Source organism: Bradyrhizobium sp. CCBAU 45321 (genome assembly GCF_028128975.1).
GTDB classification, from domain to species: domain Bacteria; phylum Pseudomonadota; class Alphaproteobacteria; order Rhizobiales; family Xanthobacteraceae; genus Bradyrhizobium; species Bradyrhizobium yuanmingense.
The window spans coordinates 328,379-342,798 of record NZ_LFKZ01000128.1 but is presented as its reverse complement, the minus strand read 5'-3'; the positions used below and the strand labels follow the sequence as shown (position 1 = coordinate 342,798).

Genomic DNA, 14,420 nt, shown 5'->3' with positions numbered 1-14,420 from the left:
CTCCTCAGGTCAGTGCGTCGCTCTGCGCGATGATCGCGAAGCGATCCGACAATTCGGCCAGAGCGACCTCGTGAACAATTCTCGCCGGCAGCGTGCCGCCGCGCCCGTCGGGAAGATCGCGCGTGGCGCAGGCGTCGGCCGCGATCGTCGTGCGCAGGCCGAGATCGAGCGCGGCGCGCGCGGTCGAAGACACGCACATATGCGTCATGAACCCCGCGAGTACGATGTTCTTGCGCGCCGTGGCGGCCAGCCGAGCCTGTAGGTCGGTGCCGGCGAAGGCATTCGGCAGCGCCTTCTCGATCACGGGCTCGGTCGCGAGCGGCGTCAGGCGCTCGACGATCGCGCCGCGCGCCGCCTCGCGGTCGAACAGGCCGCCGGCGCGGCCCTTGTGCGCGACGTGGAAGATCGCAGCTTTGCTCTCCCGTGCGCGCGCGAGCAGGCGCGCAGCCGCGGCGATCGCCGCTTGCGCATCGGGCAGGGCGAGCGGGCCGGCGCAATATTCGTTCTGGATGTCGATCAGAACAAGGCATGTCTCGTTGAGCTTGGGCGTATCGAGATCGGCGCCGGCGAGTTCGAGCAGCGTCTTTGGAGCGGTCATGCCGTCAGGCCCTCGTGAATTCGGATGCGTCGACATTAGCGCAGCAGTAGCCTGCCATTGTGCAGGACTATTGCAGCTGATGGCTGCAAATTTGCAGGCAGCGGCGGCGCCTGCTAGGCTCGCCCGATGAACTGGGACGATCTGCGCATCATCGCCGCGGTCAGGGACGAGGGCACCTATGCCGGCGCCAGCGCGCGGCTGCGCATCGACGAGACCACCGTCGGCCGCAGGCTTGCGCGCATCCAGCGCGATCTCGGCGTGAAGCTGTTCGATGCGGTGGACGGCGTGCGGCGGCCGACGCGCCAGTGCGAGGCGGTGCTCGCGCATGTCGGTGCGATGGCCGCGCATGCGGCGGCGATCGACCGCATCAAGGAAAGCCAGGTCGGCCCGGTCGGGCGGCTGCGCATCGCCTCGACCAATGCGGTCGCCGAGGAGCTGCTGGCGCCGCATGCGAGCAGCTTCCTGCGCGATCATCCGGGACTGACGCTGCAATTCCTCACCGCGAGCGGCAACGTCAAGTTCTCGCGCTGGCAGGCCGATCTCGCCATCCGCCTGCGCAAGCCGGAGAAGGGCGACTTCACCATCTCCAAGCTCGGCGACGTCAGGCTGTACTTCTTCGAGCCCGCGGACCGCGGCGGCAGTGAGCCCATTGCGTGCGTCTATCCGGACGAGCTCGACGCGATTCCGGAAGCGCAGTTCTTGCGTGCGAAGCGGCTGACGAACGTGCGCTGCGTCACCGACAATATCCGCATCATCCGCACCATGATCCAGTCGCATCAGGCCATCGGCGTGCTGCCCGAGCACAGCTGCGGGCCGCTGCTCGCCGACCGCAGCCTGCGCGCCACCCTGCTGCCGAAGCGCCGCGACGTCTGGCTGCTCGTGCAGAACCACCTCAAGCGCGATCCTGCGACACGCGTGACGATCGAGTGGGTGAGGGCGTGCTTCCAGGACAGTGCGCGCGAGTGATGCTCTTCGCAGAGCAACGATCGTAATACTGCGACCACAGCTTTTGGTTGATGTGTTCTCCGCTTGATCCTAACATCCGCCCGTCATTCCGGGGCGGCGCGAAGCGCCGAGCCCGGAATCCCTAGCCGCAGGCCGATGGAATGGCGTACTACTCTACATCCTGGCGAGTAGAAAATACGGCACGCTCTACATTGGCATAACGAGCGACCTCGTTCGGCGCGTCTACGAGCACAGGATCAAAATGGTCCCGGGATTCACCAAGCGATACGGAGTCGATAAGCTGGTCCTGTTCGAAGTTTTCGATGACCCTGCAAGCGCGATTGCTCGAGAAAAAGAACTGAAGAAATGGCGGCGCGATTGGAAGACACGATTGATCGACGAACAGAATCCAAATTGGGATGATCTCTACAACGGAATCTCCAACTAAAGCCTGTGGTTATGGATTCCGGGCTCGGCGCTCCGCGCCGCCCCGGAATGACGAACCAAAAATCTTCTCATCCCCCCTTGCAACCCGAACGTGCTTGGTCTATTAGCGCCGTCCTTCGCTAGGCCATGGGTTCGGGCTCGCTGAGATCCCGACTGGCGCGGGCCGGGTCTTGCCGGTTTCGTGTTCCGCCGAATGAGGGAGAAACGCAGGACGTAGCTCATGGAGAGCGTCGGGTTGAACACCCGAAGGCATCGGTTCGATTCCGGTCTCTTGCACAAAGGATAGCTCAGTTTGGTAGAGCAGATGATTGTGATTCATCCTGTCGCGGGTTCGAATCCCGCTCCAGCGCTCCGTTTCAGCCTGAAACGCTGATACCTCTGACGAGGACCGGACGCGCGCTTCAGTCGCAGTCCGGCCGTTTTGCCGCAAGGCTTTCCGTCCGAACCTAGACACTGTGAGACCGGCTTTGCGCCGCGGGTAGATACCGCTTGCGCCGATGCCGGGTGGCTCCGCACGGCCGCGCGACAGGCGTCGCGCGATCGCGCGCGCGCGCCCGTCGTCACGCAAGCTCAAGCCCCGGCCCGTCGATTTTGCAGGAAGTGTCGTCCGCGTCCTCACGTCCTTTGCAACCGAAACCTGTCGTCCGGCATCCGGCCGGGCGCAAACGTAAGGAGGCGTGCCATGACTTTGAACAAGACCTGGCATTTGCTGATGCTGAACGTGACGGTGAAGGATGGCGAGCGTGCGTTGCTGACGCGCAACGGGCAGCTCGTGCGCGTGCTCGCGCCGGGCAGGCATCGCCTGTTCGATCCCCTGCACGAGCTGAAGGCCGAGGTGCTCGACGTGGTCCGCAGCGAATTTTCTGCGGAGCGCTACGGGGTGCTGAAGGCCGCGCGGCCCGATCTTGCCGCCGAGCTGTTCGAGGCGGTCGAGACCAAGGCAGACGAGATCGCCATCGTCAGCCTCGACGGCCGGCCCGTGCATCTGATGACGCCTTGGCAGGTGCGCGTCTACTGGAAGGTCGCAACGCGCATCGATGTCGAGCGCATCGATGTGTCCAGCGACGTCAGGGTCGACGCGCGGCACCTCACCATGATCGAGCGCAGCCGCTCGACCGTCATGAGCGAGACTGTGGTCGAGAACCACGAGGCGGGCCTGCTCTATGTCGAGGGCCGGCTCGTGGAGCGGCTCGCGCCCGGCCGGCACGCCTTCTGGACCGTCGGCCGCAAGATCGAGGTGAAGCGCCTCGACCTGCGGCCCCAGGCGGTCGAGATCACCGCGCAGGAGATGCTGACCAAGGATCGCATCGCGCTGCGGGTGACGCTGACGGCGTTCCGTAAGGTGGTCGATCCCGAGCGCACGGTGGCGACCGTGCCCGACGTGGATGCGTGGCTGTACCGCCTGGTGCAGTTCGCGATCCGCGAGGCGGTAGCTAGCCGGACGCTGGACGAGGTGCTGTCTGCGAAGGCGGCGCTGGATGCGGAGCTGCGCGACTATGTGCGTGCACGCGTCGCAGAGTCCGGCGTGGAGGTCACCGAGCTCGGCGTCAAGGACGTGATCCTGCCCGGCGAGATCCGGGAGCTGGTGAACAAGGTGGTGGAGGCGGAGCGGGTCGCGAAGGCGAACCTGATCCGCCGGCAGGAGGAGACCGCGGCGACGCGTTCGCTCCTGAACACTGCCCGCCTGATGGAGGAGAACCCCCTGTTGCTTCGGCTCAAGGAGCTGGAGTCGCTGGAGCGGCTGGTCGAGAAGGTCGGCCGCATCGACCTCCATGCCGGTGAAGGCCAGGGTCTCGATGCCCTCCTGACCCGGCTCGTGCGTCTGAAGGCGCCCGAGAGCGCATGAACCGAAGGGCCGCCCACGGGCGGCCCTTCACATCGGTGTTGCCGCGGTCTGCGATGAACGCGATCGGCGCGAGGCGCGACCAATTTGAGCTCGTCGGGGATTGAGCGCGCTCGCAGGTTGCGTCATCCTGGGGCCGCAACGTCTTGATCAGGGAAGGCACATGACCGTTCTTCAGGAATCGATCCGCCCCGCGGCACGATCCAGCGACTGGAAGGCGATCGTCGTCCTGATCCTCATGATCCCGGTGCTGTGGTCGCCGGTGATCCTGTTTCGCTTCGTCCTGTATCAGCCGTTCAACATTCCGTCCGGTTCGATGACACCGGCGCTGATGGTCGGCGACTACGTCTTCGCCGCGAAATATCCCTACGGGTATGGCCGCTATTCACTCCCTTTCGCGTCGTCCTGGATCTCGGGCCGCATCCTCGCCGCCGATCCCGAATACGGAGATATCGTGGTATTCCGGACGGCGAAGGACAGTTCTGCCGACTACGTCAAGCGCGTCGTCGGCCTGCCCGGAGACCGCATCCAGATGCGGCAGGGCCGCCTCATCCTCAACGATCGCCCGGTGACCCGCGTCGCCCTGGAAGCGACATTTGCCGACGAGGCCTGCGGCGTGGACGACGGTGCGGCCGTCAAGCGCTGGCGCGAGACGCTGCCGAGCGGCGCGTCCTATGTGACATATGACTGCCTCGACGACGGCTATCTTGACAACACCAACGTCTTCACCGTGCCGCCGGGCCACATCTTCGTGCTCGGCGACAACCGCGACAATTCCACCGACAGCCGCATGTCGACATTCGGCCTCGTGCCGATGGACAATCTCATCGGCAAGGTGACGCGGATCTTCTGGTCCCTCGACGACGAGGGCGAGCCGCGCTTCGAGCGGCTCGGGAAGGTGGAGTGAGGGGGAGGCCTTTCCGCCGTCATTCCGGGGCGCGCGTAGCGCGAGCCCGGAATCCATAACCACAAGCGGATAGAATGGCCTACTACGTCTACATCCTCGCGAGTAGGAAACACGGCACGCTCTACATCGGCGTGACCAACGACTTGGTGCGCCGCGTATATCAGCATAGAACGCAAGCCGTCCCCGGCTTTACGAGCAAGTACGGCGTCGACAAGCTCGTCCTGTTCGAAATCTATGACGATCCCGCGACGGCCATTGCCCGCGAGAAGGAGCTCAAGAAATGGCGACGCGACTGGAAGACGCGTCTCATCGAGGAGCAGAACCCGAACTGGGATGACCTCTATCCGGGGATAACCAAATAAGGTTCATTCTGCACTCCTTGTCATTCCGGGGCGGCGCGTAGCGCCGAGCCCGGAATCCATAACCCCAGGCGGATGGAACGGCCCGCTATGCCTGTCGCCCGTAAGAAGGGGTGCAAGAAGTGGCAGCGGGATTGGAAGACTTTATAGTCGAGGATCAGAATCCGAACTGGGATGATCTCTATTCGGGGCTAACCAAATAAGGTCATCCTGCACACCTTGTCCTTCCGGGGCGCGCGTAGCGCGAGCCCGGAATCCATAATCACAGCCAGATGGAGTGGGCCCGCTATGCCCGTCGCCCGTGAGTTTCGTGGTTATGGATTCCGGGCTCGCGCCCCAAAGGGCGCGCCCCGGAATGACTGGTTGAGAGAACAGAGGCCCCCCAAAACAAAAACCCCGGCATCGCTGCCGGGGTTTCGTAGTTCTCGAGGTGGTTGGACCTTAGAAATCCATGCCGCCCATGCCGCCGCCCGGAGGCATCGCCGGGCCGGCGCCGCCCTTCTTGGGCAGCTCGGCGACCATGGCTTCCGTGGTGATCAGGAGCGCGGCCACCGAGGCAGCGTTCTGGATCGCGGTACGGACCACCTTGGTCGGGTCGATGATGCCCTTCTTGACGAGGTCGGCATATTCGCCGGTCTGGGAGTCGAAGCCGTAATTGTAGGCCTTATTCTCCAGGATCTTGCCGACGATCACCGAGCCGTCTTCACCGGCGTTGATCGCGATCTGGCGAGCGGGGGCCGACAGCGCCTTGCGCACGATCTCGACGCCGGTCTTCTGGTCGTCGTTCTTGGTGCGCAGACCCTTGAGCTGCTCGGAGGCACGGAGCAGGGCGACGCCGCCGCCCGGGACGATGCCTTCTTCCACGGCTGCGCGGGTCGCATGCATCGCGTCATCAACACGATCCTTGCGCTCCTTGACCTCGACCTCGGTCGCGCCGCCGACGCGGATCACCGCGACGCCGCCCGCGAGCTTGGCAAGACGCTCCTGGAGCTTCTCACGGTCGTAGTCCGAGGTGGTCTCCTCGATCTGCGCCTTGATCTGGGCCACGCGCGCCTCGATGTCGGCCTTCTTGCCGGCGCCGTTGCCCCCCCCCCCCCCCCCCCCCCCCCCCCCCCCCCCCCCCCCCCCCCCCCCCCCCCCCCCCCCCCCCCCCCCCCCCCCCCCCCCCCCCCCCCCCCCCCCCCCCCCCCCCCCCCCCCCCCCCCCCCCCCCCCCCCCCCCCCCCCCCCCCCCCCCCCCCCCCCCCCCCCCCCCCCCCCCCCCCCCCCCCCCCCCCCCCCCCCCCCCCCCCCCCCCCCCCCCCCCCCCCCCCCCCCCCCCCCCCCCCCCCCCCCCCCCCCCCCCCCCCCCCCCCCCCCCCCCCCCCCCCCCCCCCCCCCCCCCCCCCCCCCCCCCCCCCCCCCCCCCCCCCCCCCCCCCCCCCCCCCCCCCCCCCCCCCCATGTCCTGCAGCATGGCCTTGCGGCGATCGCCGAAGCCCGGAGCCTTGACGGCCGCGACCTTCAGGCCGCCGCGCAGGCGGTTCACGACCAGGGTCGCGAGGGCTTCGCCTTCGACGTCCTCGGCGACGATGACCAGCGGCTTGCCGGTCTGCACCACGGCCTCGAGCAGCGGAAGCAGCTCGTTCAGCGAGGAGAGCTTCTTCTCGTTGATGAGGATGTAGGCGTCGTCCATCTCAACGCGCATCTTGTCGGCGTTGGTGACGAAGTAGGGCGAGATGTAGCCGCGGTCGAACTGCATGCCCTCGACAACGTCGAGCTCGGTCTCGAGCGACTTGGCTTCCTCGACGGTGATGACGCCCTCGTTGCCGACCTTCTTCATGGCGTCGGCGAGGAACTTGCCGATCTCGGCATCGCCGTTCGCCGAGATGGTGCCGACCTGGGCGATCTCGTCGTTCGAGGTGACCTTCTTCGAGTTCTTCTCGAGGTCGGCCACGACGGCTTCGACCGCGAGGTCGATACCACGCTTGAGGTCCATCGGGTTCATGCCGGCGGCGACCGACTTGGCGCCTTCCTTCACGATCGCCTGGGCGAGCACGGTGGCGGTGGTGGTGCCGTCGCCGGCGGCGTCAGCGGACTTGGAGGCGACTTCGCGCACCATCTGCGCGCCCATGTTCTCGAACTTGTCGTCGAGCTCGATCTCCTTGGCGACGGTGACGCCGTCCTTGGTGATGCGAGGAGCGCCGAACGACTTGTCGAGCACGACGTTGCGGCCCTTCGGACCGAGCGTGACCTTCACCGCGTTGGCGAGAACGTCGACGCCGCGCAGCATCTTGTCGCGCGCTTCAACCGAGAATTTGACTTCTTTGGCTGCCATCTGGAGTTTTCCTTAGGTGAGTTTGACTGGAGGGAGGAGAGGGGCTCTTAAGCCGCCTTCTTCTTGGACTCGCTGACTTCGAGAACGCCCATCACGTCGCTCTCCTTCATGATCAGCAAGTCCTGGCCGTCGATCTTGACCTCGGTGCCGGACCACTTGCCGAACAGCACGCGGTCGCCGACCTTCAGGTCGATCGGGATCAGCTTGCCAGCTTCGTCGCGGCCACCGGGGCCAACGGCGACGACTTCGCCCTGGGAGGGCTTTTCCTTGGCAGTGTCGGGAATGATGATGCCGCCAGCGGTCTTCTCTTCTGCGTCGATGCGCTTGACCACGACGCGGTCGTGAAGCGGACGGAATTTCATGCAGTCCTCCTAAGCAATTGCACGTGTTGAGGATTTTGAGATTGTTAGCAGTCGTTGCCCGTGAGTGCTAGCACGGGCGAGCCTGAAATAGGACAGGAATTTTGCGGGGGCAAGGGTTTGTAGCAGAAAAATTAGCAGCCGAAAGCGCGGACTGCCAGAAACCCCTCGCCATCGTTAACCGCCTTGGAGGCCTCTCGACGCCTCTTGGGTGACCGTATTAGCACGGAGTCGTCTCTGCTGCTAAAGCATTGAATTTCAACAGCTTGTTAAACTTTTGGGCTTGAGATGAGTTGTCAGTTTGCGTCACATTTCTCTCATGTGAGCGCATCGTTTCCGGGTGGCTCCCCGGGGCACGGACCAAGCCACTCGCCGAATGCGCTCCTGCAAAGGAGGTTTGGCATGGGACTGCGCGTTGGGGGCGTTTCCGAGGAATTCCGGAAACAGATGCTGGGCTACGGGCTGACGACGGCACAAATTCTCTATCGGATGCCGGATCATCCTTCGCTGCTCCAGACCTATGTCTGGCAGAACTACGACATGTTTCCGAAATTCCCCGCGCTGACCGATTTCCTGGCGTTCTGGCAGGAGAAGCTCGACGGTCCCCTCCATTCGGTGACGGTGGCCCATTCCAAGCTGATCAAGCCGGCCGAGCTTCGCGCCGTCGACGGCGTGTTCCGTCTGCATTGAACGGAGCACCGGTCTCGTAGGGTGGGCAAAGGCGCGCTCTTCGCGCGCCGTGCCCACCGTCTGTTTCCGATTGAGAGAAGTCGTGGGCACGCTGCGCTTTGCCCACCCTACGATGTCACGCACCGACAGCGCCGTTGCAATAGCGTGTCCACATCGCGCGATAGGCCGCGTCCACCGCTTGTGCATATGAGATGGGGTTGCCCGCGGCCGCGGCGTTGATCGTTGCGGGCAGTTCGCGGCGCAATTTGTCGAGCTCGCCGATCTCGGCCGCGCGGCTGGCCGCGATCTCGACATAGGCCTCCTCGCTGTCGGCGACCCAGTCCGGCAGGCCAAGTGCGGTGAGGATGGCGCCGGCAGCGCGGCCGGGCAGGCTGTTGCCGAGCTTCGCCACCACGGGCACGCCCATCTGCAGGGCTTCCCATGTGCTGACGCCGCCGTTCTGCGGGAACGGATCGAGAGCAATATCGATGCGATTGAACGATGCCAGATGCGCGTCCCGCAACGTGGCCCCGAGCAGATCGACGCGTTCGGCCGGCAATCGGCAGGCCGCAAATCGCGCCAGCAGCTTGTCCCGGACCAGCTGGTCGTCGAGCGCAACGTCCTTGATCAGGAGGCGCGAGCCCGGCACCCGTTCGAGGATCCTGGACCAGACTGCCGCTGCCTCATCCGAGATCTTGCTGATGCGGTTGAAGACACCGAACGTGACGAAGCCATTCGAGATTGCCGGCGTTCCGGCCCGCGTAATCCCGGCCGGCAGCGGCGCCAGCGTCACGAAGCACGGCAGGTCGACCACCGTCTCTGTAAACAGATGCCGAACGTCGTACGGAATCCCGACCGGATCCGAGAACAGATAGTCGATCGTCGGCAACCCGGTGCCGGTGCCATGGCCCCAGCCGTGCGCCTGAATCGGTGCCGGCTTGCGCGCAAATACGCCGAGGCGGTTTCCTCTGGTATGGCCGGACAGATCGATCAGGATATCGATGCGATCGTCGCGAATCTGCGCGGCGAGGCGATCGTCGCTCCATTGCGAGGCGTCACGCCAGCGATCGGCGATGCCTTGAAATTCGCGTGTCGTCGCATCCACTTTCGACGAGCACGAGTAGCACACAATCTCGAACTGGGCGCGGTCATGGTGTTGCAGGACAGGCTTGAAGATGAACGCAGCCGAATGCGCGTTGAAGTCTGAGGAGACGTAGCCCAGCACCAGGCGACGATCCGGATCGCGGCTGTTGTCATGCGGTGCCGCCGCTTCTGAAGCGATTTTCGCCCCGATCCGCTCCCACCATACGCGTCGCGCCTGCTGATGCCGCTCGACGCTGGCGTCCGGCACGAAATCGAGCGTGAAGATCTTGCTGGAGATCGCGCTCTCGAGGTCGGGCCTGATATCGAGGGCTCTGTCGAAACTGGCGAGGGCTTCGTCGACTCGGCCTAGTCCGGCAAGACAAAGGCCCAGCACCAGATGAGCTTGATCGGAATCGGGCGCGATCGCGAGCGCCTTCTCGCAATCGGCCAAGGCCTGGGTCATCTGCCGGGTCTGGAGCAGGACATTGGCGCGCCAAAGCCATCCGTTCACGTCGTCAGGAGCGAGGGCGATTGCCCGGTTGCAATCCGCCATGGCCTCATCGAATCGCTGCAGCTCCCGGAGTGCCACGGCGCGGTTCGCCAGCGCCGCCGCATAGTCGGGCTTGATCGCGAGCGCGCGGTTCAGGCTTGCGAGAGCCTCGTCGTAGTTGCGCAGACGGCAGAGCGTGGAGCCGCGGCCGTTGTGGGCTTCGGCAAGGTTTCCGTCGATGGCGAGCGCCCGATCGTAGCTCTCGAGCGCTTCCAGATGCAGATTAAGGGCCGCGCTCGCGTTCCCGAGGTTGGAGAGGGCGAGGGCGTAGTTGGGCCGCAAGGCGAGGGCCTTGCGATAGGTCTCACGGGCATCGGTGTGACGTTTCAGCCCGTTCAGCGCGACCCCCAGGCTCATATGGGCTTCGGCCGAGCGCGGATCCGCGGCAACCGCCCGGCTCAGCAGGATCTCGGCCTGCTGATAATTCCCAGCATCGGACTCCAACGCGCCGAGCATATGCAGCGCGATGAATTGATTGGGCGCGATCTGCAGGAGCTGGCGATAGGCAGCCTTGGCTTCGGAGAGGCGGCCCTTCTTGTGCAACTCGAGCGCTTGCCCGAGCAACGGCAGCACGTCGGCCTGTTGCCGCTTCTGAAGCCGGGCATTTTGAAATGCACGCTGACCGACATTGCTGCCCATGAATCAATTCCTCCGGATCTGCGGGCGAAACTAGTTCAGCGCGAGAGCGAACACGAGACGCCCCCCGCTCGCCACGCCAGCTTGGGGCAAGCTTCGATTGGCGACGTGATCGCGTGACTAGCCTCAGCCTCTTACCCTCCCCTGGAGGGGGAGGGTCGATCGCGCGAAGCGCGAGCGGGGTGGGGTGATCTCTCCACACGGGCAGTATGCGACGTGGAGAGACCGTCACCCCACCCCGTCTCACATTTCGCTGCGCTCAATGTGAGCCGACCCTCCCCCTCCAGGGGAGGGTGCGAGCGCGGATACGGCGCTACTCAACATAACCAGCTCTGCGATTGCTGCCTTGCCCACGACTGGATAAGCTGACCTTCAAGCCACACCGGTGCGACGGGCGCGGCTCAGAACAGGGAGGCACACAATGGCCAAGCAAAAGGCATCGAGGCCCGCATTGAAGACCGCGGTGAAGAAGCGGAGCGGCGCCAAGGCGGCGGCGCGATCCTCGGCACGCAAGGCCGTGAAGGCGAAGGCGCGTAGCGCCGCTGCGAAAAAGCCCGCACGTCCGAAGCAGCGCATCGCCGTCAGCCATCACCGCGAGGAAGACTTCAAGGCCGACGGCCTGCGCGCCTACGCGAAGTATCGCGATCTCGGCATCGCCGAGGCGACCCATGGCCTCGCGCAGGCGCATGTGATCCGTCTGCAAGGCCCCTGCAATCCGGCCGAGGTCTCCAAGCTCCACTATCACGACGTCGAATTCCAGATGGTCTACGTGCTCAAGGGCTGGGTGAAGACCTATATGGAAGGCCAGGGCGAGACCTTGATGCAGCAAGGCAGCGCCTGGACCCAGCCGCCGAAGATCAGGCACATGATCCTGGACTATTCGGACGACGTGGAGCTGCTGGAGGTGATCCTCCCCGCTGAGTTCAAGACGGTGGAGCTGAAGGCGTAAGCGCAACTCTCGATCGCTAAAATGCGGTCGATCCGAGAAACCGGGCGGTCAGCAATCGGGATGATTTCGGCCGCCCCGCAAGCCTGGTGCTAACCAGTCGAAAATACCTCTCGCGTCAACTCAAGGCTGTGACAACGCGGGAAATGCTTTCATGGCGACCAACACTTTTGGCCGACGCGGCACCGTAGCGCCAGCTCCACGAGCATCGTTTCGACCCGCCGCCGCGCCGGTCGCCATTGAGAAGCCCTCTTCCAGCGAGGAGACGCTTTTTGCCGACAACAAGCTTCTGGCCGACATCCCCTTCCTCACCATCGGCCTGATCTTCGGTCTGCTCCTGATCTTCGTTCTGCAGCGTAGTCTCGCCATCGACATCGCGCGGGACGGCGACCTCGATGTGCGCTCGCTGATCGCTCAGGGCGCGTCCGGCTACGATCTCGTGATCGGAAGGGGGGAGTGGTGGCGAATCGGCCTTGCGCCGCTTCTACATGGCAGCGGGTGGCACCTCGTGAGCAACTGCGTTGCGCTGTTCATCGTCGGCGTCAGGCTGGAGTCGCTGATCGGCCGCGGCTGGTTTGCGCTGATCTTCGTTGCCAGTGCACTGGCCGGAGAGGCCGGCTCGCTGCTGGGCAACGGTCCCGGCACGGTCGGCGTCGGTGCATCGGGCGCCATCACCGGGCTGATCGCCGCGCTGTTCGTGGCGAGCTTCGATCCCGAAGCGGACGCCGATCAAACCATATCGCGGCTGAAGACGTCGCTGTTTTTCGGCGTTCCCGCACTGCTGCCAATGGCCTTTGGCGCGTCCGGCAACGTCAACTATTACGCCCATGCAGGTGGTGCCGTGGCCGGCGCCGCGCTCGCCGTCACGCCGTGGCTCGCCTTCTGGTCCTATGACAGCCTGCCGCGGAGCGCGAGCATGACCTTGCTGGCAGGATCCATCGGATGTCTCATCTGCGCCGGCTTCGCCGCCGCGCATTATTCGGCCTACATGGCCGATGCCGCGCACTATATCCGCGCCTCGGAAGTGCCGATGAAGGGCGACGAGATGGCCAGCCGGTCGCTCGATCTCGTTAATCGCTACCCGAAAGACGCGCGGGCTCACGTCTACCGTGCCGTCTTCTTCCTGGAACAAGCGGATATCAAGGCCGCCGAGAGGGAAGCGCAAACCGCCATGTCGCTCGCAGCTTCGGATGTGGCGGGTGGGCCGGTCCGCTCCGGGGCGCAGGGCTTGATGGCGGTGTTGCTGTGGGTGCAGGGTCGAACCGACGAGGCAAAGGCCATGGCGGCCGAGCCGTGCCGTGCCAAGATGCCTGAGGTGCGTCGCATCCTGCAGAAGTCGAAATTGTGCGGTTGAGGCAAAGACTCTCACCGCCGTCATTGCGAGGAGCACTTGCGACGAAGCAATCCAGACTGCTGCCGCAGGTACATTTCTGGATTGCTTCGCTTCGCTCGCAATGACAAGCGGAGAGACCTACGCCAACACCCCCACCACCGCCCCCATCAGGCACGTCGTGAGCGTCCCCGACGCGATCGACTTCAGCCCCAGCGCATTGATCTCCTCGCGCCGCTCCGGCGCCATCACCCCTAAGCCGCCGATCATGATGCCGAGGCTGGCGAAATTGGCGAAGCCGCACATCGCATAGAGCATGATCAGGCGCGAGCGCGGATCGAGCGTATCGGGCGGCAGCTTCGAGAAGTCGACATAGGCGATCAATTCGTTCAGCACCGTCTTGGTGCCCATCAGGCTGCCGGCGGTGATCGCCTGATCCCACGGCAACCCCATCAGCCAGCACACCGGTGCCATGACGAGGCCGAGCAGCCGCTGCAGCGAGATCGAGGCCCCGCCGACGTGCGGGAGCAGGCCGAGGATTGCGTTGACGAGATAGACCAGCGCCACCAGCACCAGCAGCATCGCGACGATGTTGATCAGCAGCTCGATGCCTGCGCTGGTGCCTTTCACGATCGCGTCCATCGTGCTGGCGACCTCCATCTGCGGATCCTCCAGCGCGCCGCCGGTGCGCTTGTCGGAGGTTTCAGGGACCATGATCAGGCTGATCAGGATCGCCGCCGGCGCGCCGAGCACCGAGGCGATGACGAAATGTGCGGCGGCGTCGGGAATAAGCGGGGCCAGCAGCGTCGCATATAGGACCAGCACGGTGCCGGCGATGCCGGCCATGCCGCCGGTCATGACCAGGAACAACTCGCTGCGCGTCATCTGTGCCAGATACGGCCGCACGAACAGCGGCGCCTCGACCATGCCGAGGAAGATGTTGGCGGCGGTCGAAAGCCCGACCGCGCCGCCGACGCCGAGGGTGCGCTCCAGCAGCCAGGCCATGCCGCGGACGATCGGTGGCAGAACGCGCCAATAGAACAACAGCGTCGTGAGCACGCTCATGACCAGCACGATCGGCAGCGCCTGGAACGCCAGGATGAAGTCCGCGCCGGGCGTCTTCAGGTCGAAGGGCAGGGGTCCGCCGCCGATATAGCCGAACACGAAGGCGGAGCCGGCCCGCGAGGCCGCCGAGATCGCGCCGACCGCCTCGTTGATGGCGCCGAAAGCACGGGCGACGACCGGCAGCTTCAGCAGAACGAGGGCAGTGAGGAAGGTCGCGGCGAGGCCGATCGCCGCCTGGCGCAGCGACACGGCGCGCCGATTCTCCGCCAGCGCGAAGGCGATCAGCAGCAATGCGAAAATGCCGAGTGCAGATTGCAGGCGCAGCATGATGTCCCAAGCCCCTCGATGATTATGGCCGTGCCTGCGTT

At 65.0% G+C, this 14,420-nt stretch carries 12 protein-coding genes, 2 tRNA genes and 2 pseudogenes; 10 read left to right on the top strand and 6 right to left on the bottom strand.

The window, feature by feature from the left end:
• Positions 1-4: 4 nt before the first annotated feature.
• Positions 5-598, bottom strand: coding sequence for a cysteine hydrolase family protein (locus ACM43_RS29060; protein ID WP_271544809.1), 594 nt, complete (start codon positions 596-598; stop codon positions 5-7).
• 126 nt (positions 599-724) lie between these two features.
• On the opposite strand from ACM43_RS29060, the gene ACM43_RS29055 reads away from it, so the two are divergent.
• The 7 genes from ACM43_RS29055 (at position 725) to ACM43_RS29025 (ending at position 5,102) form a co-directional block, all read left to right on the top strand.
• Positions 725-1,564: a LysR family transcriptional regulator gene (locus ACM43_RS29055; protein WP_271544807.1), complete on the top strand. Its 840-nt coding sequence runs from the start codon at positions 725-727 to the stop codon at positions 1,562-1,564.
• Positions 1,565-1,649: 85 nt separating this feature from the next.
• Positions 1,650-1,991: a GIY-YIG nuclease family protein gene (locus ACM43_RS29050; RefSeq protein ID WP_442869357.1), complete on the top strand. Its 342-nt coding sequence runs from the start codon at positions 1,650-1,652 to the stop codon at positions 1,989-1,991.
• A 205-nt stretch (positions 1,992-2,196) separates the two neighbouring features.
• A tRNA-Phe gene (locus ACM43_RS29045) sits at positions 2,197-2,266 on the top strand.
• A gap of 4 nt (positions 2,267-2,270) precedes the next feature.
• Positions 2,271-2,336, top strand: a tRNA-His gene (locus ACM43_RS29040).
• 336 nt (positions 2,337-2,672) lie between these two features.
• Positions 2,673-3,836 (top strand): slipin family protein, encoded by a 1,164-nt coding sequence (locus ACM43_RS29035; RefSeq protein WP_271544805.1) that lies wholly within the window; start codon positions 2,673-2,675, stop codon positions 3,834-3,836.
• A 160-nt stretch (positions 3,837-3,996) separates the two neighbouring features.
• The gene (gene lepB, locus ACM43_RS29030) at positions 3,997-4,740 is read left to right on the top strand and encodes a signal peptidase I (protein WP_271544803.1); all 744 of its coding nucleotides are present in this window, start codon (positions 3,997-3,999) and stop codon (positions 4,738-4,740) included.
• Positions 4,741-4,814: 74 nt separating this feature from the next.
• Positions 4,815-5,102, top strand: a complete 288-nt coding sequence (locus ACM43_RS29025) for a GIY-YIG nuclease family protein (protein ID WP_157280681.1) — start codon at positions 4,815-4,817, stop codon at positions 5,100-5,102.
• A 438-nt stretch (positions 5,103-5,540) separates the two neighbouring features.
• Here ACM43_RS29025 and ACM43_RS29020 read toward each other — a convergent pair.
• From ACM43_RS29020 to ACM43_RS29010, 3 genes and pseudogenes are all read right to left on the bottom strand, one after another.
• Positions 5,541-6,182, bottom strand: a pseudogene (locus ACM43_RS29020) (TCP-1/cpn60 chaperonin family protein); the annotation flags it as partial.
• 351 nt (positions 6,183-6,533) lie between these two features.
• A pseudogene (gene groEL, locus ACM43_RS29015) lies at positions 6,534-7,414 on the bottom strand (chaperonin GroEL); the annotation flags it as partial.
• A gap of 47 nt (positions 7,415-7,461) precedes the next feature.
• A complete protein-coding gene (locus tag ACM43_RS29010) occupies positions 7,462-7,776 on the bottom strand; it encodes a co-chaperone GroES (RefSeq protein WP_025037205.1) in 315 nt (104 codons plus the stop codon).
• Between the two features lie 399 nt (positions 7,777-8,175).
• Between ACM43_RS29010 and ACM43_RS29005 the strand changes: the two genes are divergently transcribed.
• Complete coding sequence (locus tag ACM43_RS29005; RefSeq protein ID WP_036015394.1) at positions 8,176-8,463, top strand: usg protein; 288 nt, start codon at positions 8,176-8,178, stop codon at positions 8,461-8,463.
• Positions 8,464-8,578: 115 nt separating this feature from the next.
• Here the strand turns inward: ACM43_RS29005 and ACM43_RS29000 are convergent, their stop codons facing one another.
• Entirely contained in the window at positions 8,579-10,714 is a 2,136-nt protein-coding gene (locus tag ACM43_RS29000) for an O-linked N-acetylglucosamine transferase, SPINDLY family protein (RefSeq protein WP_271544798.1), read from the bottom strand.
• Between the two features lie 418 nt (positions 10,715-11,132).
• Between ACM43_RS29000 and ACM43_RS28995 the strand changes: the two genes are divergently transcribed.
• A complete protein-coding gene (locus ACM43_RS28995) occupies positions 11,133-11,660 on the top strand; it encodes a cupin domain-containing protein (RefSeq protein ID WP_157280679.1) in 528 nt (175 codons plus the stop codon).
• Positions 11,661-11,811: 151 nt separating this feature from the next.
• Positions 11,812-13,011 (top strand): rhomboid family intramembrane serine protease, encoded by a 1,200-nt coding sequence (locus ACM43_RS28990; RefSeq protein WP_271544796.1) that lies wholly within the window; start codon positions 11,812-11,814, stop codon positions 13,009-13,011.
• A gap of 117 nt (positions 13,012-13,128) precedes the next feature.
• Here the strand turns inward: ACM43_RS28990 and ACM43_RS28985 are convergent, their stop codons facing one another.
• Positions 13,129-14,379 carry a NupC/NupG family nucleoside CNT transporter gene (locus tag ACM43_RS28985; protein ID WP_271544794.1) on the bottom strand — a complete coding sequence of 417 codons (1,251 nt, stop codon included), beginning with the start codon at positions 14,377-14,379 and terminating at the stop codon, positions 13,129-13,131.
• Positions 14,380-14,420 lie beyond the last annotated feature (41 nt).